We start from the raw sequence: 24793 nt of genomic DNA on the forward strand, positions 1-24793 counted from the left end.
TAAAGAAATTAAACCTATGTTGATAGGTGAGATGCAAGAAGCATTTGATAACCCTGATTATATATATGAGTTAAAGCTGGATGGAGAACGATGTGTTGCTTATTTAGATAAAGACGTAACGGATTTGCGTAACAAACGAAATGTAAAAATGCTTGTAAAAGTACCTGAATTATCGAATATACACAAACAGGTCAAATGTCGTTGCATTCTAGATGGCGAGTTAATCGTCACAAAGAATGGCAAGCCCGACTTTTATGAGATTCAGCGGAGATCTCTTATGTCAAACTCTTTTAAAATTAAGCTTGCATCAACTAGATTACCAGCCAGTTTTACCGCATTTGATATCCTTTATTACAAGGATCACTCAGTTATAGACTTACCTTTAATGGAGCGTAAAAAGCTGCTTGAAAAAGTCATTATGGAAAACGAATCTTTAGCTATCTCTAGATATATAGAAGAACAAGGAATACAGTTTTATCAACTTGCTAAGCAAAATGATCTTGAGGGTATAGTTGCTAAGAGAAAGGATAGTAAATATCATCTGGGCAAAAAAACCAAGGACTGGATTAAAATTAAATATCTACTCGATGACGATTTTGTAGTGTGCGGTTACATCTTTAAGGAAAAAGGTGTAATTAGCATTGTTCTTGGGCAATATTCAGGCAAAGCATTAGTATACAAGGGGCACGTTACCCTTGGAATGTCAGGAGAAGATTTTAATATAATAAAATCCACTCCCAAATTAAACTCGCATCCCTTTAATGAATTGCCTTCTGGAAACGATAATGCGGTGTGGATAGAACTTAATCTTGTATGCATTGTAAAGTATATGATGAAAACATCAAATGGCTCACTGCGCCAACCTGTATTTAAGGGTTTGAGGGATGATAAAGATCCCAAAGATTGTACCATAAACTAATAGGGAGAGAGGAATATGTATAAAGAAAGACAAGGCGAATACCAAAACAGTAAAATCACTATAATTGAAGACAATGAGGATATATCAAAAATAGATATTACTACATCTAAAGGACACATGTTTAGAGATAAAGCTTTAATGATAGCTGAGGATAATCATGAAGGAGATTACACGGTACTCGTTTCAAATCTTACAGATATAGAGAAAGTAAATATATTTGATGCACTGGACGCAAGTTTACATGAAAATACTGACACCAATGTTTATATGGTGGATAAGATTATAAATTTAGAAGATCAAATAGATAGTTTAACTGAATCATTTGAGTGTACTAATGAAGATAGTGAATATGATGGCGAATATGATTTTTACGAAAAATAACTAGCAACTAAGGAGATTTCCTATGACATCTCCTTAGTTGCTACTATATAAGTTAATGAGCTAATTTTTTATACTCTATTTATATTTTTAATTAATAAACTTTCTTAACCATTCTTTTGTTTTTACATCAGCAAAAGCTGCATCAACACTATTATAATATACTTGCTTATATTCCTCTAAAGTAATGTTAAAATGCTTAAATACTACTTCACATTCCTTAGTCATATTTGTATCTGACACAGTTCTATTGTCAGTATTAATTGTTACCCTTATTCCATCATTAAAAAAATTGTAGAAAGGGTGGTTTTCATAAGTATCTATTGCTTTAGTCTGAATGTTACTTGTTAAACACATTTCAAGAGTAATTTTATTATCTTTTACAATATCATAAGCTTCAATGCAGTCTTTTATAAATACTCCATGGCCAATTCTTTCTGCGCCCAACATTTCTACTGCTTCAAGGACATTTTTACCTATTCCTGTTTCACCTGCATGTATAGTTACTCTATACCCGTATTTTCTAGCTATTGCTATAGGTTCTATAAACTTACTACAAAAGCCTTCCTCTTCGGCTGCACATAAATCTACTGCAACCACACCCTTGCCTAGATATTTTTTTCCAGCTTCCACAACATCTATTGCTTTTCCCGCAGGCATAAACCTCATGCAACAGAGTATTATATTACCTCTTATATCATATTTATCTTCTGCTTGCCTAATTCCAAGTATTACACTCTCTATAATTTCACAAACACTTAACCCTTTATTTATATGAAGTAATGGTGCAAATCTAACTTCAATGTATTTAACATTTTCTTTTGCAGAGTCCTCAAGAAGTTCATATGTTATTCTCCGTAAACTTTCTTTGGATTGCATTACTAAATTTGGTATTTCAAATCTTTTTAAATATTCGTCCAGTGACATGCATTCTTCTGGCGCAGTAACTTCTTTTCTAATATTGTAGACATCATAAAACGGTATACTTATACCCTCTGCCTTTGCTATATCAATTATGGTTTTAGGTCTTAAACTACCATCTAAATGACAATGCAACTCTATTTTAGGTAGCTCTTCAATTTCTTTACTACTATATTTCATATATCCTCCAATTCAAATTTGTTAACCTGTATTCTATTCATTAAATACATTAACTAGTTTTTACTTTTGACAACTTAGAATATATTCACGTACTAAATCGTACGGCTTATTAGCCTTCATAATAGAAGACATAACAGCTATTCCATCACTACCAGCTTCCATTACTAAATGAGCATTAGAAGGGCGAATTCCGCCTATTGATATAATGGGAATATTTACATGTTCTCTTATTATTTTAATAATATCTAAACCTCTTGGAGGAACACCTTTCTTACAATCGGTTTTAAAAATATGCCCTAATAATATATAATTTGCACCATGTTTTTCAGCCTCTATCGCCTCTTCAAGGCTATGGACAGAAACCCCTCTATCTCCACTAAACGATAAGTTTTCATTAACAAATCTTGTAAAATTAGTATGATAACCGTCAGCGCAGGCTGCTTTAGCCACCTCTATATTATTATTTATTATAAGCTTTACACCTGAATCACCTATAATACCCTTTATCTTAAGGGCTATAGGTAAAAGTAAGTCATAAGGCAAATCCTTTTCACGTAAAATAATAGCGTAAATACCAGCATCTATGGCTTGTTGAATGACTTCATAAAAGCCCACATCGCACGCTAGCTTTCTATTTGTTATAAGAAAAATCATCTATATAACCTCCCAATAATATTTTTAGTTTCGCGATTTGAATTGGGTATTATATAAATTTTTATAATCCCATTTTCTAAGTATAACATCATTTGCTCTCTTAAAAAATGCAGACATAATTGATATATATTATCATATAATATTTTGTTTGTACATTGTTATATTTATTCGCATTAATTACAATATATGAAACTGTTGTATTTATGCTACTTAACAAAAAAAATAAAAGTCCTGAATTAATTCAGAAGTTTTATTTTTAAGGAAAATTCTATTTTATAATCATTAAATCATTTAAAAGATTTAAAAGTCTAGTTCCTAAAGTAGTTAACTCTGTGTTCTTTATTGTAGATTTTTCAAACATATTGTCTAATCTTTCATTTAATTTCTCTAAGTAAGTTTTCTCTACAGCCACTACCGGAACTGTAGGATCAACTACTGGTTTTACACAAGCTGTCTTAGTAGTTGCATCTTTTACAGCTAACAAAACTGAATCAGCTTCAGTTTTTACTACTGGATCTAATACTATCTTACTATCTTCAATTCTTTTTAATTCTACCTTAACTGCTTCTGCATTTTTAACAATCGTAGTTTTTAAAACTTTATTAGCATCTCTAACTGCTGCTATTTTGCCCATTTTAACTTTTAAAGCTGCTTTGTCTGCCACACTAATAACTGGCTTCATTTCTCCGTTTTTATCTTTATTAACATTTTTTGAACCTCTATGAATCTTATTAAAATTTTTCTTATCAACATGATTTTTAACGAACTTAACATCCCGTTGCTGAGCTTTTTCATTCTTGATCTCTAATTTTTGTGCTACAGTGGTTGGTTTTACACAATTCGTATCTTTATTTCGTTCACTAGCATAAACCCCCGATGATACACCTATTGATAATGTTAAAGCGATTACAAATAAACCTAGTTTTGCAGTTTTCATGTTAATTCCTCCTCGTATTATCCTTATGTAAATAACAATTATTAATCATTATCCCATATTTATCATTCTCTTATATATACGATACATGATATGATTTTTTAGAGGGTTTTTTCATTTTAGTTTAAATCAAATACATAATTCTTTGATGGTGCATAATTAAAACTATATTTTCCAGCTAAAAGACTACATACAACATTGTTTTTATATTGACTTCCTTTCAATCCACTTTCTGAAAGTTTTCTTCCATTTACCATAACACTTTCAACATCAGCATCTGGAAGCTCAAGTTCTGCCTCTGTATTGAAAGGAACAGTAAAATCAAAGGACAACTTGCCATCTTCATTTATTCTCCACTCACTTTTAATAATACCTGTAGCAGAATTTAAAGTTGCTTTGGCATATTTTAAACTTCCGTAGGGCTGTGGTGATAATTTTATTTTTCTGAAGCCCGGTGCCTCCTCCACAGGATTTATGCCACACATATTTCTATACATCCATTCAGCCACAGATCCATAAGCATAATGATTTAAAGAATTCATACCAGTTCCACTTATACTTCCATCAGAAAGAACCGAATTCCAACGTTCCCAAATAGTTGTTGCTCCTAGCTTCACAGCATAAAGCCAACTTGGATAATCCTCATTTAAAAGTAATTTGTAAGCATAATCATTAGCTCCATTTTCTGATAATACTCTACAGAAATATGGTGTACCTACAAATCCTGTATTTAGATGCATGTTATCATCTTTAAGTTTCATTTTCAAATCCAAACTAAGTCTATCTCTGTAACTGTTTGGTACTAAATCCATATAAAGCGCAACTATCATGGCAGTTTGAGTATTTATTGCACTTCTTCCATTAGGCGTAAAATATTCTAACCTTATTGCTTCTTTTATTTCATTTGCTAAAATAGTATATTCCTTTTCTAATTCACTCTTACCAAGAACCCTTGCTGCCTTTGCAACAAGTTGAACTGAATAGCAGTAATAAGCTGATGCAATATAATAACTATCCGTAGCTCCAAAAGGCGAAGAGGGATCTTTACCATCTAAGGCTAACCAGTCAGCGAAATGAAAACCTACGTTCCAAAGCCTCTTCGAACCATTACTGTCATCAACTTTTTTTATATAATCCACCCAATCCTTCATAGCTTCAAACTGACTGCCAAGAAGTCCTTTATCACCATAGTGTATATAAAGCGTCCATGGAATCACTGTAGCTGCATCCCCCCAAGCAGCTGACCCATGACCATTTATAAATCCATTATCGTCCTTGGGTTTTATGCTTGGAACCACAAATGGTACAGATCCACCTAATCTCTTTTGTTCTTCATGAAGATCAACCATATATTTATTGTAAAAAGCTGGTGAATACATGTTGTAGCAGGCTGTAGACGCAAATATTTGAGCATCACCTGTCCATCCCATTCTTTCATCTCTCTGCGGACAATCTGTTGGAACATCTAAGAAATTGCCTTTCTGCCCCCAAAGTGCATTTATAAATAATTTATTCACCAAGGGATTCGAAGTTTCTATACTTCCTGTTTGATCAATATCTGAGTATATAACACATCCTACAAAGTCTTCAATATTTAGATTCTCACCAAAGCCTGTGAGCTTAACATATCTGAATCCATAGTAAGTAAAGTGTGGTTGAACCTCTTCTAAAGTTCCATCAGATATATATCTAAACTCTGCTTTTGCAGTTCTCAAATTATCTTGATAAAAGCATCCATTTTGAAGTATTTCTCCAAACTGGAGCATAAGTTCTACCCTTTTATGTGTATTGGCTTTAAATCGAATCCAACCTGTCATATTTTGACCCATATCAAGAACAATTTCCCCAGCAGGAGTTTTAATAATTTCTAAAGGCGTAATTTCCTCTTTTATCTTTACAGGTAAGCTTAATCTTGATGTAAGTTTATCAAACCCTAATTTAATTAAATTTACATTCTTCCATTTAATATCATCCAGTTCAGAAGTTGACCAGCCTTTAATTTTTTCATTTGCATCATATATTTCACCGTCATATATACCACTGAATTTTACAGGTGAAGAGATACATTTCCAGCTTTCATCAGTTCCCAAAATTACAGTTGTGCCGTCCTTAAGTTCAACAACAATATCACATATGGCAGCAAATTTATCACCATAAAGTTCGTTATGTCCGCCATCAAAACCAAATCGGCCCTTGTAAATCCCATTACCAAGCATTATTCCAATAGCGTTATCACCACTTTTTAGCAGGTTTGTTATATCATAAGTCTGATACTGAAGCCAAAAATCATATGCATTAAAGCCTGGTGTAAAATACTCTTCACTTACCCTCTCTCCATTTACTTGAAGTTCATATAGTCCTAATCCACATATGTAAACTCTTGCGGAATGGATTTCAGAGCTTAATTTAAAACTTTTTCTTAATAAGGGATGAATCTCTTTATCTAAGTTTGGAGTAATCCATTCACCTACCCAAGGTTCTTCAATCTTTGAACTTTCAAACCAAACAGTTTCACTTACTCCACTATCGCCTGCATCACCCCAAACCATAACCCTCCAATAATAACGTGTTCTACTATGGAGTTCTATACTAGGCGTATAGGCTAGACTGTCAATATCACTTTTATTTCCACTGTCAAAAATTATGTCCTCAAACTTTTCCTCTAAGGATATCTGAACTTGCGCTGAAGTTTGAAACTTAGAGATAGTATCCGCTGTAATCCATGAAAAACTTACGGTATCTAATTTAAATCCTAATGGATTTGTTATATGGTTAGTCCTTAAATTTTCTATTCTCATTTTTATCCATCCTTTCATATTTACTATACTTTATTTTACTGCAAAGCATTTCATTTTTCACGGTAGTATATTATCATGTTTATGGGGGTGTTTAATTATAGATAATCTTACTTACTATACAAAATTCGAAGAACTACTTAGTGATGAGCCAATATATATGAATAAAGTGAAAGAACAACCGTATGGTCACCTTCATGCCCATGATTTTATAGAAATAGCCTATGTAGTTTCTGGCTGTGGCACTCATAAAATAGGTGATAAGGAATATGAAGTGTCTAAGGGAGATCTTTTTATAATAAACTACGATATACCCCATGAATTCAGATCTTTTCAGGACCCCTCAAAACCTGAGCTTTGGGTGTATAATTGCATTTTCAAGCCTGAATTTTTAGACTATAAGATGGTTAACTGCAAGGATTTTTATAATATAACTCATCATTTTTTATTTCGTTCTATTTTCCCAAAGGATTCTGCAATAGATAATGATATAAAACTTTTGGCGAGAGATAGCCTTGAAATAGAAGACCTATACGAAAAGATGTACCGAGAGTATACCCTTAAAGAGGAAGGGTATATTGAAATTTTAAGAGCCTATGTTATTGAACTTTTAATAACTATTTTCAGGCTTTTCAGAAAAAATACTGCTTTAGGTGGTTATGTAGAAACTAAAAGACAAGAAACAATTCATAAAGTTATAAAATATATGAAGGCTAATTATTCCCAGGATTTAAAGCTGGAGGATTTAGCTACCATAGCTTTTCTAAGTCCAAATTATTTCAGCAGAATTTTTAAGGAATGTACTTCTATGAACATTTCAGAATATATACAGAAAATAAGAATTGAGGAAGCCTGTAAGCTACTTAAAATGACAGACAAAAAAGTTATTGATGTAGCTAACGACATCGGCTACAAAGATATTAAATATTTTAATTCAATTTTCAAAAAAATCACTGGGAAAACTCCAGGAAAATATAGAAAAGATCCTATTTGAATAAATAGTGTTTATTAAACAATTAGAAAACCCTCGACTAATTAATCAGTCGAGGGTTTCAATAACTATAACTTACATTCTTCTTCTCTTGCTTTCTCAAGTGTCTCTAAAAATAATTCAGGTGTTTGTGCACCAGATACCGCATATTTATTATTAATTACAAAGTAAGGAACACCACTAATTCCAAGTTTTGAAGCTGTTTCTTCATCTTTTCTTACTTCTTCACCATACTGATCTGATTCCAAAATACTTAATGCTTTATCTCTATTAAGACCTACTTCATAAGCAAGACTAGCTAATACTTTATGATTTGATATATTTAAAGAATCTACAAAATACGCCTTTAAAATTCTTTCTGATAACTCATTCATCTTACCTTCTGTTTTTGCATAATGTGCTACTCTGTGAGCATCAAAAGTATTGGTTGGAATTAAATCATCAAAGTTATAGTTAAGGCCTATATCTTTAGCCTGCGCCACTAATTGATCATTTGATGCTTTTGCTTGTTCTACAGGTATGCCATATTTTTTTGCTATAATTTCATGGATATTTCCATCAAATTTCTTTTTAGATGATGGATCAAGCTCAAAACTTTTAAAAACTAATTCAACTTCATCCCTATGTTCAAATTTTTCTAAAGCAATTTCTAATCTCCTTTTACCCATATAACAAAACGGACACACAAAATCAGACCACACTTCTATTTTCATTACTATTCCTCCTCTTAAATTAATATATCAAAATTCTATAACATTAAATTTAATTTCTTATCTATATATAATATTCTACTCTTATGTATCTTAATTACAAGTACGCACTTTTATATTGTATAGTACCCAAATTAATACTATCAAATTTACTATATTAAAAATAAGTTCATTACTATCGGCCTATAATTCCATTGGCAGCCCCTTATAAAACTATTTAGTTATAGTTTTAGTAACCTTTAGTAGGTTTTAGTTGCTATTTTGTTAGTTTTGTTGTATAATAGTGTTAAGTTATTAATAAGGAGATGTGTATTCTTGAATTTTGACGACCTATGGTTGGTAAGAACTAATCCTGAAAACATTAATAGATTAAAAGAGTTTTTAGAAAATGACATAATTGCTATAGGTTGGAGTAACTTAATTGACTTAACAGGTATGGATAAAAACGCGCTTCTTGTAGAGCTTGCTAGGAATAATTATTCCTGTTCAAATGTGAAGCTCGGTGTTATAAATCAGTTTGTAAATAATATTCAGGTTGGTGATTTATGTATTATACCTTATGGAGATAAGATATATATTGCAAAAGTTACAAGTCCATATTATTATGATTCAACTAAAATAGGTGAGGGTTATCCTCATCAAAGAAAAGTTGAATTTATTAATAAAGATAACCCAATTAGTCGATCTAGTTTACCTGAAGCTGTTCGAAAATCATTAGGAGCACAAAATTATGTTGCACATCTAAAACATCGTATATATGAATTTAAGGCATTTTTATCTGAGGTGGAAACTTCTACCGAAAATATTAATATACATGAAAGTTTGATAAAGTTGCTACCACTCGCTCTAGAAACTATAAAAAACGCTATGGAAAGTGATGATATTCAGAGAAGATTTGATGCATCCATTGAAGTGCTTAGATTAATACAGAAATATGAATAATTAAAAATTTGAAGGAGGAAATAATTATGTTATTTTCAAGTTGGTTTAAAAATAGGAAAAAAGAAATACTAAAACAATCAAAAATTAAAACTGCTAAAAAGGTAGCTATTGGAACTGTAGCTGGAAGTCTTAGTGGATTATTAGGAGGTTTACTTTTTTCACCTAAATCTGGTAAGGAAAATAGAGATGATATTGTTAAATCATCAAAAGATATTACAAACAATATTAAAGATAGAACTACAGAACTTAAGGACACCATTGACAATAAAGTTACTGATGTAAAAAGTAGTGTAACAGAATCTAAGACAAAAATCTCTGAATACTTAAATGGCAAAAAAAATTCAAAAGATATTGTTACTGATGAAGAAACTTCATCTAAATAATATTATAAAAAGAATATAATTAATCATTCAATTGGTATACATTTACACCACATTCTTATAGGAGTGTGGTGTTTTATTTTATCTAAAATCAGCTTATTTCTCACTCCTATCTAGATATATATACATTTATAAAAACTGAATCAGAAACATCATTAAATATATCCAGCGCCTGAACCTGAAATTTATATGTTTTTCCAATTATTAAATTAGAGATAGTAATGAAATTGTTAATATTTGTTGTAATCCAAACCCCGTCTTTATAAACATTATAACCTTTTAAATCTATCTCAGTGTTTTTGTTCCAACTTAAATTCACTGTCCCCTTTGAGGCATTAAATCCATTCAAGTTTATTGGTTTAGCGGGCACCGTTATTAAATCAAGTGAAGGACACCAATTTAAATCCATCCGCGTATACCCACCAACAATTGCTGATTGCGTGAATTGCCATATATTATAGCCACGCCAACCACCAAAACTCATAGGAGTATCATCACTAAATCTCAAATAAGCACCAAACTCATAAAATTCAGCATTCCAGAGAGGTAAATCATTTAATATATTAATTTCAGGCGTAATATTCCAGTCGCTCCAGAAAGATCTATTTGTATAAATCATTATAGTTCTTCCTGTATATGATTTAAAGTGGTCACAAAATGCTTTAGCCCAATCAACTATTTGTTTTCCAGTAAGTCCGATTTCGCTTTGACCTAAGGGCGGCTCTATATCTAATGCAGGAAGTAGGTCACCATATCCATTTATACCAACTTTATTCATTAGACTTAATATATGGTCTGCATAACGTTCAGCCTCAATACTCGCCTTATTTAAATCATAATCTAAATTAGACCAGTGTGGAATATAATAGAATCCTACTGGAAGTCCTACAGACTTTATGCCTATAGTATGTTTTTGCGCCATAAAATCGGGTGTATATCCCCCATTTAGAACACTACCTCCTGCTCTAACATAAACAAATTTTATATCATCATTCTTAATTTTATTCCAATCTAATTCTGGTGTATAAAAAGAAACATCTGTACCTTTTAAGTATCCAGAATATTGGTTAGCTTTTGACCAATAGACAGGCCCTATATATGTTGTAATGCTTACTCTAACAATATTACTGTAACCAGAAAAAATTTTATCAGCGGTATATGACGTGACTTTATAATTGTAAGTTTGACCTATTTTAATATTAGTATCTACAAAAACTCGATTTTGGGTGAAACCGATTGGAATGTTATCTCTCAAAATATAATATCCACTCACCTGTATATTGTCATATGCAGGTTCCCAAAATAGCACTACACTAATTAAAGTATTTCTTTGTACTATTAATGACCTTGTGGCTCCTGGCGTGGCTCTTTTTAAATCCGAATCATAATTTCTATCAATATTCCATTTATTATCACTAAATCTCATGCTACGATCCTTTTCCCCAAGTGGCACAAACAAAGTCTGATTTATAAATAGCTGCACTGAATTTAGTAGTCCATTTGCTTCAATAATACTTTGCGGCGAAACTCCATATTGATTTGCAATAGACCAAACAGTATCACCTGATTCAACTAAATGCACCCCCACCAAAACACCTCCTTATATGTAATCTTATAATTAATATATTCATTAAACCATTTTATTGTGAATTAGATATTCTCTTTATTTTCTAATAAAAAAAATAAATCACCATTGAATTCCTCTACATGTTAAAATATATTTATTATTACTCTTAAATGAGACTTAAAATTTAAATATACAGGAATATTATTTAAATGAGAAAGGAGAAAACATGAAAAAAATTACAATTGCTTTTGATTCTTCTTCACATGCTATAGCTGCTGTAAAAGAAGCCAAAAATATTAAAGTAGGGTTTCCACAAATCGAAATAATTATTTTATCGGTTACTGAAATTTCAACAGCAAAAGACCAAGCTCTAAACTTGTCTGACGATGCTGAAACTAGGAAACAAAATCGCATACGAAAAATTAATAAAGAACTTTCAGGTTTGCTTAATGAAAGTGAATATTCTATTGAACTGTTGTATGGCGACCCAGCAACTGAAATTCTTCATTATGTAAAACATAACACTACAGATATGCTAATTATCGGAAGTCGAGGTTTAAATATGATACAAGAATTTGTCATGGGAAGTGTAAGTCATAAGGTCGTAAAATATGCTACCGTACCTGTTTTAATAGTTAAATAAAAGAAAAATTTGAAAAGGAGTTTGATAAATTTTTATGTTACTGAGTATAAAAAAAGAAGAATGGTTTGGAAATATAAAAAATGATATTCTCGGGGGATTAGTTACTTCTATTGCCTTAATTCCTGAAGTAATAGGATTTGCTATTATTGCAGGAGTGAATCCTATTACAGCCTTATTTGCATCCGTTACTACTGTAGTTGTTACGTCATTTACAGGTGGTCGCCCCGCTATGGTTTCAGCTGCTGCAGGTTCAATGGCTTTAGTTATGGTGACTCTTATTAAGAGTCATGGTATTGAGTACATGGTCGCCGCCACCATTTTAACAGGAATTATTCAATTGATTTTAGGTTATTTAGGAATCCAAAAGTTACTGAAATTCATTCCAAAATCTGTTATGTTAGGATTTGTTAATGCCTTAGCATTACTAATATTTATTGCTCAAATTCAACAATTGGGTAGTAAAAACACATGGACTTATATTATGGTTTTAGTCACAATTGCAACGATGTATTTAATTCCAAAACTAACAAAAGTAATTCCACCTGCACTTATTGTCATCATAGTTATGACGAGTTTAGCTGTTTTCTTACCTTTAGGAGTTCAAACCGTGGGCGACTTAGGGGATATGAGTGGAACTATTCCCTTTATATCACTCCCTACAGTTCCTTTTAATTTTGATACTTTAATTATAATTTTCCCAACAGCCATTGCTCTTTCCATGGTTGGATTGATTGAATCATTATTGACGCTTCCATTAATTAATGAAATGACAGATACATCTGGTGACAATCAAAGAGAAGTTAAATCTCAAGGACTTGCGAATATAGTGACTGGACTTTTCGGAGGACCAGCCGGATGCGCAATGATTGGCCAAGCTGTTATTAACGTTAAATCTGGCGGATTAAAACGACTGTCTACATTTACTGCTGGAATGTCATTATTATTTCTAATAGTCTTTCTAAAAGGAATGATGATTCAAATTCCAACAGCTGCTTTAATTGGAATAATGATTACTGTATCTTTTGAAACTTTTGACTGGAAAAGTTTTAAATATGTAAAACATGTTCCGTTTACGGAAAGTATAGTTATGCTCTTAACTGTATGTATAGTAGTGTACACCCATAATTTAGCTATAGGAATTGTTGTTGGAGTAATGTTAAGTTCAATTATTTTCATGTCAAAGTTATCTAAAGTTAAGGTTACTAAACAAGGACAAGAAGTTAGTATCAAAGGACAATTATTTTTTGCCTCAACACACGGATTCTTAGAATCCTTTGAAACCATTGAATTTGAAGAATATACAATATTAGATTTTACTGATTCTCAAATTTGGGATGATTCAGGTGTTGATGCTGTCCTTAAAATAATTAAACAATTAAATATTGAAAATAAAAATTTCAAAGTAATCGGATTAACCTTTCATAATTCCAAGCTGGCTGTAAATTTAAAAGAATACAATTGAAAATAAATTACAGAAATAACTAAATAAATAAAATGAAAATACCGCTAAGTCAAAGTTTTTAATTTTGACTTAACGGTATTTTATCATTTATCTGAGGATCAAACGTGGCTTTCAATCTTGTTTATTATTCTGTATTAATTTCTAGCATAATCTTCTTTTGTTGACCTATAATTCTTCTTATACTTTTATCCGAAAGAAAGTACCCCTGAGCTAAATCCAAAATCCCAGCCCCTTTTATATATTTCAAATAAATTTGTTCATTTCTTCTTTTCAAAGTATCTCTTGAGCCGCTTTGTTCTCCCCATTTTTTTTGTTCTTCTTCTTTTCTAGGTATATATAAATATTCCCCATCCACATATTCTTGAATAGCTTTTACTATATCCTTTGGTAAAACATTGTATGCATTACTATATTTCATATCTTTACTCCTCCAAAAAATTATTTTTTGTTGAAGCAAAGACCAAAAAAACTGTCACAAATCTACGTTTGCAACAGTCTCCATTCTTATATAAAGGAAGGAAGGAATGTATGAAATCATCTATTAAATTAGCTGATGCTAAATAATTACGCACTAACTAAAGCCCTTTTATATAAATTTAAAAAGAACTTAGCAAGACCATATAATTAAAGCATCAGCTATTTTAATAAACTAATCTCCAAGCAAAGCATAGCCGATTTAGTTCTTATGGCCTTCGCAAGGAGTTTCCTTAAATCCAAATCACTTTTGTAAATCATACTGTTCACACCTTTCATAAAAACAAACTTTTAGCTCTGATTACATTGATAAATAATATTTACATTATACTATCTTTTTATACAAATTTCAATTTAAACTATGGCGTCCATTAGAACAACTTATATGCTCATAATCATTACAGAATTATTCATTAGATTGAATGTTTCTTTTAAACTATGTTATGATTTCTTTGTAATAATTATTTTAGAAAAGAGGTACTAGATTTTATGAAAGCTTTTATTAAAAAACATGAATATAATTATATAAGAAAGCGCTTATATGATTTAGATAATACTTTTAGAGTCTGTTTAGATCCTAATATTATTGAAGTTACTAAAGCATATAAACATCAGCAAATATTAAATATTTTCACAGATTTATCCGAGGAAGAAAAAGAAATACTTGATATTAGTAAACTAACAACCCCTATGCATATCGATAAGTATTTAGCTGAACTTAATGAATATGTATATGGAATGCCAAACATTACAAATTCACAAATTAGTAGATTGTTTAAAAAGGAAAAGAAACTCAAATTACCTAACTTAAATGCACAGGAAACAAACAATGTATATTTAGGTTGGATTGATAACTCCACCAGTAAATTATTTGTGGCTTATAATATGAATGGTAAACTTATGGGTATGGCATGTAGAGTTTCAAGTTCTGGTTCCAATAACGCTCATAGATGTGTGCTTTGCAATCACTCAGCTGGGGATAGTGAAGTAAACTTTGTTTCACCTATTTGCAAAACAACTGGGCAAGATTCCTATAGGTCAATAGGCTTTGATCTATGTTTAGATAGCAAGAAGTGTAACGAAAGAGTTGTATCAACCGAAAATCTTGAGAAACTTTTAAAAGATGTTAACAATATAAAGTGATAGCCACTAATAACCCACAATTCCAATGAAACTTATCCACTTTTTATAATAAAAAATACACATACTAAAATTTTAGTATGTGTATTAAACTATTAACGATTTGCTAATTTATATATTTGATAAGTATCTTCTCTATCTAGCTTCTTAAAACTTCCAACCTTGCGTTTGCCATAGAAGACGCATCGGTCAGCCAGTTCGCCAAGTATTTCTTCGCTTTGTACTCCTATCCCAAGTTCTGTAAAACATGTAGGCATACCGAGCGCAGCAAAGAACTCTACAGTTGCATCGATTGCTGCGCGAGCTGTTTCTTGCGTGCTACTTTTCTCAATTCCCCATACCTGTTTTGCAAAGCGAGTAAAACGTTCCGGTTTAGCTTGATAACAGTGCTGTGCCCAGGAACCCCAAATTGCAGAAAGGCTAGCTCCATGAGCTACATCAAACTTGCCACTGAGCTCATGACCAAGTTGATGTGGAGCAAAATCTGTTGCCGCTCCAAGACCAGTTAGTCCGTTGTGTGATATACTTCCACACCACATTATTTCACTTAACGCATGATAACAGTGTGGATCTTCCATTGCAATTTTTCCATTTTTAATAACAACGCGCAAAAGTGACTCTGCTATTTCATCTGTAATCTCATTGCCTTCGGTTAGAGTAAAATATCTATCCATAGTATGCATCATTATATCAACGATACCACAAGAAAGTTGAAATGATGGTAGTGTATAAAGTAACTTCGGATTCATAATAGCAAATCTTGGACGATTAAAATCTGAATTTAGTCCTCTCTTTGATGATGTAACTTCATCAGTAAGCACAGCTGAATCGCTTGTTTCACTTCCTGCTGCTGCAATAGTTAAAACCACACCGACTGGCATGCTTTTAACAAGAGCCACCTCTTTCATCCAAAAGCTCCAAATGTCCGTTTCTGGATTAGCGGCGCCATGTGCAATTGCCTTTGCAGTATCAATTACACTACCGCCACCAACTGCAAGTATAAAATCAGCCTTAAATTCTTTTGCCGCATCTACGCCTTTTCTTGCTAAGGACAGTCGTGGATTGGGACACACACCACCAATTGAAGTAAATAAAAGACCACCTTCTCTAAGTGAATTCTCGATTTTCAAAAGCAATCCGCTTTTAACTACACTTCCACCGCCGTAGACAATAAGAACCCTTGAACCACCATGTTTCTTAATTTCATCAACAGTTTTTAGTTCAGAGTCTTTTCCGAAAATAACCTCTGTAGGTGAGTAAAAATTAAAATCTTTCATATATTATATCCTCCTAATTTAATTCATAAAAATACAGCTATAGACTCTATTCTATAACTGTACTGGAATTCCTCCAAAAATCAGGAAAATTGTTTTATACTTTTCTATACTTTTTCTAAGATTTAGATTTTATTTTAGAAATAACATCAAATGCTACAGCAGTCAAAAGTACTAAGCCTTTAATGGACATTTGCCAGTCACTACCAACTCCAAGTATAGACATTCCATTGTTTAATACACCCATTACTAGTGCTCCAACTATAGCACCAACAACTGTACCAACACCACCATATGCAGATGCGCCACCTATAAAACAAGCTCCAATTGCATCTAATTCGAAGTTTAGACCTGCCGAAGGTGATGCTGAGTTAATACGTGATGCGAACATCATGCCTGCCACAGCAGACAAAACTGCCATATTTACATATGCAAAGAATAGAACTTTATTTGTATTAATACCTGAAAGTTTAGCTGCCTTTTCGTTCCCTCCCATTGCATAAAGGTATCGCCCTGGAACAGTTCTCGTTGTAAATGTAGAATAGACTACTATAAGAACTCCAATAATTACTAAAGCTATTGGAATACCTTTATAAGATGCAAGCCAAAAGAAAAACAAATTAATTATAAATACCATAACTATTATTTTAATTACAAAAAACGTTAATGATTCAACTTCAAAATCAGTTTTTTGTCTTTTAGCCCTCTGTTTTAACTGGATAGCTGCATATAAAACAGATATTATAACACCAGCAATAATAGCTGTAACATTTAACTTAACACCAAATACATTAAAAATATCTGGGATAAATCCAGAACTTATATTTTGAAAACTCTCAGGAAAAGGAGCTAAAGTTAATCCCTTAAGCATTGTAACCGTTAGACCTCTAAATAAAAGCATTCCTGCAAGGGTTACTATAAATGAAGGAATTCTTATATATGCAATCCAAAACCCTTGCCAAATTCCGATAATTAGAGCTAAAAGTAGAGAAATAACTATTGCAAGAAATATACTCATATGCATAGTTATTATCAATGTTCCTGAAATTGCTCCGATTAACGCACATAAAGATCCTACAGATAGGTCAATATTTCCACCGGTTAAAATAGTAAGTGTCATACCTATTGCCAATATAAATACGTACCCATTCTGAAGTATTAAATTAGTTACGTTCATTGGAACTAAAAGGATGCCTTTTGTAGCAATTTGAAAAAACACCATTATTACTACTAGTGCAATAAGCATTGCGTATTGCCTTACGTTTTTCTTAAAAAGATTTTTAATCACATCCATTAGGTTACCTCCATATCGTGTTTCATTATACATTTCATTATGCTTTCTTGTGATGCATCTTTTTTAGATAACTCACCAACAATTTTACCTTCGTTCATAACATAAACACGGTCACAAATCCCTAATATTTCTGGAAGTTCTGATGAAATAAATATAATTGATTTCCCATCATCCGCTAGCTTGTTAATGATGGAATAAATCTCATACTTAGCTCCCACATCAATCCCCCTTGTTGGCTCGTCTAATATTAGAACCTCAGGGTTTGTAAATATCCATTTACTGAGTACAACTTTTTGTTGATTTCCACCAGATAGGTTTCCGGTATTTTGAAAAATACTTGAGGATTTTATATTCAATTTTTTTCTATACTCCTCAGCTACCTGAATTTCTTTATGTTCATCCACAAATTGATTTACACTAATTTTATTAAGATTTGCAAGTGAGATGTTACTCCTAATGTCCTGCATTAGAACTAGTCCTGCGCTTTTGCGATCCTCAGTAACATAGGCAAGTCCATTATCTATTGCCATACGAACATTTTTAAGAACAATTTCCTTACCATCTTTTATTATTTTCCCACTAATACGTTTTCCATATGCTTTGCCAAAGATACTCATAGCAAGTTCTGTCCTTCCTGACCCCATCAGACCAGAAAACCCTACGATTTCGCCCCTGCGTATGTTAATACTTACGTTATCTATAACCTTTCTATTTTCAATAATAGGATCATATACGTTCCAACTTTTTACTTCGAACACAACCTCACCAATTTTAGAATCGTGGACCGGAAATCGGTTTGTTAATTCTCGACCTACCATGCCCTTAATTACTCTGTCTTCGCTTAAATCCTTATCACCTTTATTTAATGTCTCTATTGTTGAGCCGTCACGGATTATAGTAATAGAATCTGATATCTTTAATATTTCATTTAGTTTATGTGAAATAAGAATTGATGTAATTCCATCTCCCTTTAACTCCAATAGTAATTTCAATAAATTATTAGAATCTTCCTCATTAAGTGCAGCTGTGGGTTCATCAAGTATTAGAAGTTTCACGTCTTGAGCCAAAGCTTTAGCAATTTCAACGAGTTGCTGCTTGCCAACGCCAATATCTTTAATTATCGTTCTAGAATCTTCCTTAAGTCCAACCTTTTTTAATAGTTCTTTTGATTTTCTATGGGTTTCATCCCAGTTTATAAATTTATGTTTTGCCCTCTCATTTCCTAAAAAAATATTTTCTCCTATAGAAAGATAGGGGCTAAGAGCTAATTCCTGATGAATTATACCAATTCCTGTTTTCTCACTATCTTTTATATTCTTAAAGATGCATTCCTTACCTTGATATATTATTTTACCGTTATAGGTGCCATATGGATATATTCCACTGAGTACATTCATAAGTGTGGATTTTCCAGCTCCATTTTCACCAATTAGAGCATGAATAGCTCCTGACCTGACTTTAAGATTTACATTATCAAGTGCTTTTACACCTGGAAAAAGCTTTGTTATATTTTTCATTTCAAGTATAAATTCATCCATACCTACATCTCCTAACTTTATTAATATAGATGTTTAGACATATTATTAAGACGAACACCTACTAGCAGGTGTTCGACTTTAATATATCAAATGGTTAATATTTTTATTTTAAATCTGCTTCTTTATAATATCCACTGTCTACAAGAATTGATTTATAGTTTGCTTTATCTGCATAAATCGGATCACAAAGGAAAGATGGAACAACTTTTGAACCATTATCATAAGTTTTTGTATCATTTACATCAGCTGTTTTTCCTTGAAGTATTGAATCAACCATTTCAACAACTTTAGTAGCTAAAGTCCTTGTATCTTTAAAAATAGACATAGATTGTTGATCTTTAATCATTGCAAGTACATTAGGTTTGTCACAATCTTGCCCAGTTAATACTGGATATTTCTTATCACCACTACCGTAACCTGCATTTTTAAGTGATGCAACTATACCTATTGCTAAACTATCATTAGGTGATAAAACTACATCGAGTTTTGTTCCTTTTGCATATGTTGAAGTAATTAAGTTATCCATTCTCGCCTGAGCTTTAGCTGAATCCCAACCCTGAATTGCTATAGTTGTAAAGTCTTTTTGCTTACTGCCAATAACGAGTTTGCCATTGTCTATATATGGCTGTAGTATACTCATAGCGCCTTTAAAGAAGTATGTTGCATTGTTATCGTCTGGAGATCCACCAAACAATTCAATATTGAAAGGTCCTTTCCCATCTTTAAGAGCAAGTTTAGTCTCTATATATTGTCCTTGAATAACACCAACTTTAAAATTATCAAAAGTAGCATAATAATCAACGTTTGCTGTTTTCATAATTAATCTGTCATAAGCTATTACCTTAATACCATTTTCTCCTGCCTTTTTAAGAACATCTGTAAGGGTTGAACCATCAATAGCAGCTACTACAAGAACCTTACATTTCTTAGTTATCATATTTTCAATGCCTTGAATTTGAGTGTTTACATCATTGTTCGCATACTGCAAATCAACCGTATATCCTTTAGTTTCAAGTTCTTTCTTCATATTTTCACCATCTTGATTCCAACGTTGAAGTGATTGAGTAGGCATAGCAACACCAATGAGTCCACCAGCTGCTTTTTCAGTAGTTGTAGCAGGTGCATCTTTTGTAGTAGTTTCAGTTGTTTTAGCTGGACTACAAGCTACTAGACTTAACATAAATACTGCAGCCAGTACTGTCGAAAGTATTTTTTTCATTAAATAATCCCCCTTTGATATTTTTATTGAAAATGTTTACATTTATATATTAACTTAAAATTACATAATTTACTCTACAAAAAATTATCCTAAACTATTACTAATATGTTGTAGTTAAAATAAAAAAATGCCATATAGCATTTTTTTGCTATATAGCATTTTTTTATCAATGATTCATGCCCTATTTTTCTTTTGGCCACTCTGATCGGGGTATATTCCTATAAATATCTTCGATTTTATGAAAATTACTTTTCACAACTATATCCAACATATTAGTTTTTGTAACCTTTGTTGAAAATTCTTTAAGTGTAGGTATAATAAATAATCCATCATTTATTATATCATTTGTACTCATTCTGTCGCCTTTCCCCATTTTCACAGCGGCATCTGCTGCGTCTCGCGCCATTTTTACTATAGGTTTGTATACAGTCATGAGTTGTAGGCCCTCAACCACTCTTTGACAGGCAGAAAGGTCTGCATCACCCCCTACTACAGAAACCTTACCTGCCATCCTATTTTCCGATAAAACCTCAATAACAGCTTGGGCAAGAGCATCATTTGCAGCTACAATCCCATTGATTTCCACTCCGCTTGCTATGGTTTCTTCAACGCATTTTATTGCTTCTTCCTCATTCCAGTTTTCTGACCAAACCTCATTAACTATTTTTATATTTCCACTATCAATGCTAGGTTTTATTGCATTCATATAACCTTTATTAAATTCTATTGCGTTGTAATCTTGTTTATTTCCATTTATGATAATATAGTTTCCTTTAGGTACCTTCGCAACTATAGCTTCTCCCATTAATTCGCCAACCTTTTCATTATCAAAGGTTATATAAAGGTCCACATTTGCTTTTCGTATTAGTCTGTCATAAGAAATTACTTTGATCTCTTTTTTCTTTGCAGCTGCAACAACTGGTGCTAATGCATCACTATTATTTGGAACTATTACTAAAACATTAACTCCTTGATTTATTAAATATTTTATTTGGATAATCTGCTCATTGCTATCACTTCCTGCATTTTGGACAATTACTTCAGCACCAAGTTCTTTAGCCCGAGCCATAAAAATGTCCCTGTCGATCTGCCATCGTTCAATTATAAGTGAATCCATACAAAGTCCGATCTTTAATTTGCTTGAATCTACTATTTGATCCTTTTTTTTATTAACTTTAAAAACCCAAAATCCAACTATAAAAATCAATACTAGTAATATAGCCATATGTCTATGCCTTTGTTTTCCCCCATAAATCATATTCTAACCTACCCCTTATTACAGTTTTTTATATATTCCGAAGGTGTTAATTTTTCAGTTTTCTTGAAAATATGACTAAAATAATTTGGGTCAGTATAACCAGTCTTAAAACATATTTCTTTTATACTTAAGCTTGAGCTTTTCATAAGTTGTTTTGCCCTATCAATTCTAACTTTAGTAAGATATTCAATAAAATTTTGACATGTTTCCTCTTTAAAAAGTCTACTAAAATATTGTGGACTTACACACACCACTTTAGAAACACCCTCCAAAGTTATTTCATCACTAAAATTCTCATCTATATACAACTTTGCATTAAGAATTACTCTATTTATTTTCTTTTTTTGGAATTCACCAATATTTTTAATTACATGTATTATTCTTTTTCTACATAAGCTTTCAAGGGTGAAATAATCTTCAATGTTATTCATATTAAAAAAGTAATTTTTATCTTCGTCCTTACTTGTGAAATCAAATAATACCCTATCTATATTCAGCATTAATTCCATAAGTTTCCACTTTCCATCTTTATGCAAATTTTTATAATTCTTATAAACCCATATATAAATTTTATTAAAGGCGTCAAAAGCACCTTGTTCATCAGTATTCATTATCATTTCAATAAGTCTATTTTCTTGATCCTTTGGATATTCAGTTATATTTTCAACATCAACAGTTATGTCTTTAATATGAGTTATTCCTTTATCTTTATAATGCAGCGCCCTCAATGCTTCTTCATAGGAACTAGATATGTTTTTTATACTTTTATAACTACCAATTCCAATACTTAATTTAAATTCATTACTATAGTCTTTTAATTTATCCACCACATAAGTGGCTATATCATAGGCCTTTACTCTTCCTTCATATTCCTTTGTATAGTTTCCAGATATAAATACAACCATCCTATTTATCATCAAAGTCCCAACAAGACATTTACACTTATACTTAAATGTATCCCTAATCATTTTATAATATCGATGTTCATCCCCTTGCTCTAACATTTCATTAAAATCAGCTTGAGTTTCATTTATACTAGACTCCAAGATCATTATATAACCTCCGGGTTCACTAATTCCTAAAATTTCCTTATACTTAGCTGCCTTAGCTGCATAACTTTCGCCTAGTAGTATAGAATATATAAATCCATGTTCTACAAAAGGAATTAGACTTTGGTAATTTTCGATATTTTGAAGGTCTAACTGTCTTTTTTCTCTCTCTCTATTTAGCCTTTTTATAATATTTTCAAGGGTGTCTACTAAATTGTTTTTTATAATTGGTTTTAAAATATAATCATTTACGCCTAAACCTATAGCCTCTTTCGCATACTCAAATTGCTCATAAGCAGAAACAATTATAAAAACAATATTTGATTGAGTTTTCTTTATTTCATTAATAGCATCAATACCATTAATACCTGGCATCCTAATATCCATTAGGACAATATCCGGATTAAAGCTTTGACACTTCTCTATAGCTTCTCGACCAGATTTTGCAGAAACCGCCTCTATGATTTCTTTAAATTCCTTATTTATAATAAAGCTTACAGCATCTATTACAATTTTTTCATCATCAACAATCAAAAGTTTAAACAAGTACATCTTCCTCCTTTACTAAAGGCAGTTTTAAAATAATACTAGTCCCTTTGAAAGCTTCAGACTTTATCTCAATGACATCATCTTGTCCATAAAAAGCCTTGAGCCTCTTTATTACATTTCGCATTCCAATACTAGTACTACGACCTTTATTTGCGGGCTTTTCAAAATTCAAATCACATATTTCCTGGATTGTTTTAGCATCCATTCCTTTGCCATTATCTTCAATAATAACCTGAACCATATCCTGAACCTTTTTTACCCTTAGGCATATCTTACCTCCACATTCCATATCATTAATTCCATGATTGCATGCATTTTCGATAATAGGTTGAATTATTTGAGATGGCATAATAATATCTATAACTTCCTCATCAATATAATATTCATATTTTATTAAATCCCCGAATCTTGTTTTAAGCAAATATATATATGCATACACATTCTCAATTTCTTCTCCCAGGGTTACAGGGGTATCCATTTTTCTTAAGTTATATCTAAAAAGGTCAGACATTTTTTCGAGAAATACACCTGTTTTTTCTGCACCCTCCATCATAGCTAGCTGAACACCTGCATTCAGAGTGTTAAAAAGAAAATGTGGATTTATTTGTGATTGTAATGCTTTAAGTTCAGCATTTTTTAGAAGATTTTTCATTTTTAAGTTAGATAGTTTTTCATCCTTAAGCTTTAATTCAGTCTCAGCTTGATATTTAAGTTCCCCAATATGATTCCTAATATGACCTTTCATTTTATTAAAAGCATCTGCCATAACTCTCAGCTCATCGTCAGTGTCAACCTTTACATTTTCTGCATCAAAGTTGCTCCTAGACATTTCATTTGCGGATGTTGCAAGGCTCACGATTGGAGCAGATGTTTTATTTGCAAACCAAAAGGTTAGAACTACATTTAATAAAAATGTGCTGGCGATAATAACTATATTAAATGTTTGAAGAAATTTTAGTTTTTCTGTTATAGAAAAATATTTTTCAGCATTTTCATGAAATTGATTTAAATTCAACTGCTTTATGTAGGTATCTATATACCCTACAATTTCTTTACTTTCACTATACCTTAAATTGCATTCTTCTACATCTCTTCCACGTTTTGATCTTATAGCCGCATCACCTTGATCCAAATACTTATCTATCATATTACCAATATCCTTTAACATTAATTCTCCATTAACATAGGAAACATCTCTACTAATTTTATTAGAACTAATTCTTAAACTATCACTAATTTTTGTATAGTCTCTCAAACTATCAGAACTTTTAGTTGTTAAATAACTTAATAATTTTTCATCTATATTCTGTATATCTAGTGAGAGATTATTTAAATACATATCATTAATAAACATATAGTCAAATTTTTCAAGAATATGTTTAGCATTATATAATGTATATAAACTTGTAGAAATCATTATAAAAATTAATAGTAAAGAATAAAGTAATAACTTCCCTCGAATAGTATTAAACCCTAATAGTTTTTTTAAATAATCTGTCACTTTTTTCTCCCTCATTTAATT

22 protein-coding genes are annotated in these 24793 nt (G+C 31.6%); 8 read left to right on the forward strand and 14 right to left on the reverse strand.

Annotated features, from left to right (window positions below):
- Positions 1-31: 31 nt before the first annotated feature.
- The gene (locus KPL55_RS06975; protein ID WP_312887238.1) at positions 32-919 is read left to right on the forward strand and encodes an ATP-dependent DNA ligase; all 888 of its coding nucleotides are present in this window, start codon (positions 32-34) and stop codon (positions 917-919) included.
- A gap of 15 nt (positions 920-934) precedes the next feature.
- Positions 935-1300: a hypothetical protein gene (locus KPL55_RS06980; protein WP_216305987.1), complete on the forward strand. Its 366-nt coding sequence runs from the start codon at positions 935-937 to the stop codon at positions 1298-1300.
- An 87-nt stretch (positions 1301-1387) separates the two neighbouring features.
- On the opposite strand, the gene add is transcribed toward KPL55_RS06980, so the two are convergent.
- The 4 genes from add to KPL55_RS07000 form a co-directional block, all read right to left on the reverse strand.
- Complete coding sequence (gene add / locus KPL55_RS06985; RefSeq protein WP_216305988.1) at positions 1388-2398, reverse strand: adenosine deaminase; 1011 nt, start codon at positions 2396-2398, stop codon at positions 1388-1390.
- 60 nt (positions 2399-2458) lie between these two features.
- The gene (locus KPL55_RS06990) at positions 2459-3052 is read right to left on the reverse strand and encodes a thiamine phosphate synthase (protein WP_216305989.1); all 594 of its coding nucleotides are present in this window, start codon (positions 3050-3052) and stop codon (positions 2459-2461) included.
- Between the two features lie 268 nt (positions 3053-3320).
- Complete coding sequence (locus tag KPL55_RS06995; RefSeq protein ID WP_216305990.1) at positions 3321-3989, reverse strand: hypothetical protein; 669 nt, start codon at positions 3987-3989, stop codon at positions 3321-3323.
- Between the two features lie 116 nt (positions 3990-4105).
- Positions 4106-6784 (reverse strand): alpha-L-rhamnosidase, encoded by a 2679-nt coding sequence (locus KPL55_RS07000; RefSeq protein WP_216305991.1) that lies wholly within the window; start codon positions 6782-6784, stop codon positions 4106-4108.
- 157 nt (positions 6785-6941) lie between these two features.
- Between KPL55_RS07000 and KPL55_RS07005 the strand changes: the two genes are divergently transcribed.
- Positions 6942-7775, forward strand: a complete 834-nt coding sequence (locus KPL55_RS07005) for an AraC family transcriptional regulator (RefSeq protein ID WP_216305992.1) — start codon at positions 6942-6944, stop codon at positions 7773-7775.
- Between the two features lie 65 nt (positions 7776-7840).
- Here KPL55_RS07005 and KPL55_RS07010 read toward each other — a convergent pair whose 3' ends face one another.
- Entirely contained in the window at positions 7841-8485 is a 645-nt protein-coding gene (locus KPL55_RS07010) for a DsbA family oxidoreductase (protein ID WP_216305993.1), read from the reverse strand.
- Between the two features lie 312 nt (positions 8486-8797).
- Here KPL55_RS07010 and KPL55_RS07015 point away from each other — a divergent pair, with 312 nt between their 5' ends.
- A complete protein-coding gene (locus KPL55_RS07015) occupies positions 8798-9424 on the forward strand; it encodes a DUF8426 domain-containing protein (RefSeq protein ID WP_216305994.1) in 627 nt (208 codons plus the stop codon).
- Between the two features lie 26 nt (positions 9425-9450).
- The gene (locus KPL55_RS07020) at positions 9451-9807 is read left to right on the forward strand and encodes a YtxH domain-containing protein (protein WP_216305995.1); all 357 of its coding nucleotides are present in this window, start codon (positions 9451-9453) and stop codon (positions 9805-9807) included.
- Positions 9808-9913: 106 nt separating this feature from the next.
- Here the strand turns inward: KPL55_RS07020 and KPL55_RS07025 are convergent, their stop codons facing one another.
- Positions 9914-11392, reverse strand: coding sequence for a GH25 family lysozyme (locus tag KPL55_RS07025; RefSeq protein ID WP_216305996.1), 1479 nt, complete (start codon positions 11390-11392; stop codon positions 9914-9916).
- Between the two features lie 205 nt (positions 11393-11597).
- Between KPL55_RS07025 and KPL55_RS07030 the strand changes: the two genes are divergently transcribed.
- On the forward strand, positions 11598-12014 hold the full coding sequence (locus KPL55_RS07030) for a universal stress protein (protein ID WP_216305997.1): 417 nt from the start codon (positions 11598-11600) through the stop codon (positions 12012-12014).
- Between the two features lie 34 nt (positions 12015-12048).
- Positions 12049-13476: a SulP family inorganic anion transporter gene (locus tag KPL55_RS07035; protein WP_216305998.1), complete on the forward strand. Its 1428-nt coding sequence runs from the start codon at positions 12049-12051 to the stop codon at positions 13474-13476.
- Positions 13477-13600: 124 nt separating this feature from the next.
- Here the strand turns inward: KPL55_RS07035 and KPL55_RS07040 are convergent, their stop codons facing one another.
- Positions 13601-13894 carry a CD3324 family protein gene (locus KPL55_RS07040; protein WP_216305999.1) on the reverse strand — a complete coding sequence of 98 codons (294 nt, stop codon included), beginning with the start codon at positions 13892-13894 and terminating at the stop codon, positions 13601-13603.
- 545 nt (positions 13895-14439) lie between these two features.
- Here KPL55_RS07040 and KPL55_RS07045 point away from each other — a divergent pair.
- The gene (locus KPL55_RS07045) at positions 14440-15093 is read left to right on the forward strand and encodes an FBP domain-containing protein (protein ID WP_216306000.1); all 654 of its coding nucleotides are present in this window, start codon (positions 14440-14442) and stop codon (positions 15091-15093) included.
- Between the two features lie 92 nt (positions 15094-15185).
- Here the strand turns inward: KPL55_RS07045 and KPL55_RS07050 are convergent, their stop codons facing one another.
- From KPL55_RS07050 to KPL55_RS25925, 7 genes are all read right to left on the reverse strand, one after another.
- Positions 15186-16367 (reverse strand): iron-containing alcohol dehydrogenase, encoded by a 1182-nt coding sequence (locus KPL55_RS07050; protein WP_216306001.1) that lies wholly within the window; start codon positions 16365-16367, stop codon positions 15186-15188.
- 115 nt (positions 16368-16482) lie between these two features.
- The gene (mmsB, locus tag KPL55_RS07055; RefSeq protein ID WP_216306002.1) at positions 16483-17658 is read right to left on the reverse strand and encodes a multiple monosaccharide ABC transporter permease; all 1176 of its coding nucleotides are present in this window, start codon (positions 17656-17658) and stop codon (positions 16483-16485) included.
- Positions 17658-19196 carry a multiple monosaccharide ABC transporter ATP-binding protein gene (gene mmsA, locus KPL55_RS07060; protein ID WP_216306003.1) on the reverse strand — a complete coding sequence of 513 codons (1539 nt, stop codon included), beginning with the start codon at positions 19194-19196 and terminating at the stop codon, positions 17658-17660. The genes mmsB and mmsA overlap by 1 nt, the downstream gene beginning before the upstream one ends.
- Before the next feature lie 103 nt (positions 19197-19299).
- Entirely contained in the window at positions 19300-20415 is a 1116-nt protein-coding gene (gene chvE, locus KPL55_RS07065) for a multiple monosaccharide ABC transporter substrate-binding protein (RefSeq protein WP_216306004.1), read from the reverse strand.
- A 181-nt stretch (positions 20416-20596) separates the two neighbouring features.
- Positions 20597-21673 (reverse strand): D-xylose ABC transporter substrate-binding protein, encoded by a 1077-nt coding sequence (locus tag KPL55_RS07070; protein WP_216306005.1) that lies wholly within the window; start codon positions 21671-21673, stop codon positions 20597-20599.
- Positions 21674-21681: 8 nt separating this feature from the next.
- Complete coding sequence (locus KPL55_RS07075) at positions 21682-23268, reverse strand: response regulator (RefSeq protein ID WP_216306006.1); 1587 nt, start codon at positions 23266-23268, stop codon at positions 21682-21684.
- On the reverse strand, positions 23261-24772 hold the full coding sequence (locus KPL55_RS25925; RefSeq protein ID WP_216306007.1) for a sensor histidine kinase: 1512 nt from the start codon (positions 24770-24772) through the stop codon (positions 23261-23263). Before KPL55_RS25925 ends, KPL55_RS07075 begins: the two co-directional genes overlap by 8 nt.
- Positions 24773-24793 lie beyond the last annotated feature (21 nt).

The sequence above is a fragment of the Clostridium lacusfryxellense genome, from assembly GCF_018861735.1.
Classification (GTDB): Bacteria; Bacillota; Clostridia; order Clostridiales; family Clostridiaceae; genus Clostridium_AD; species Clostridium_AD lacusfryxellense.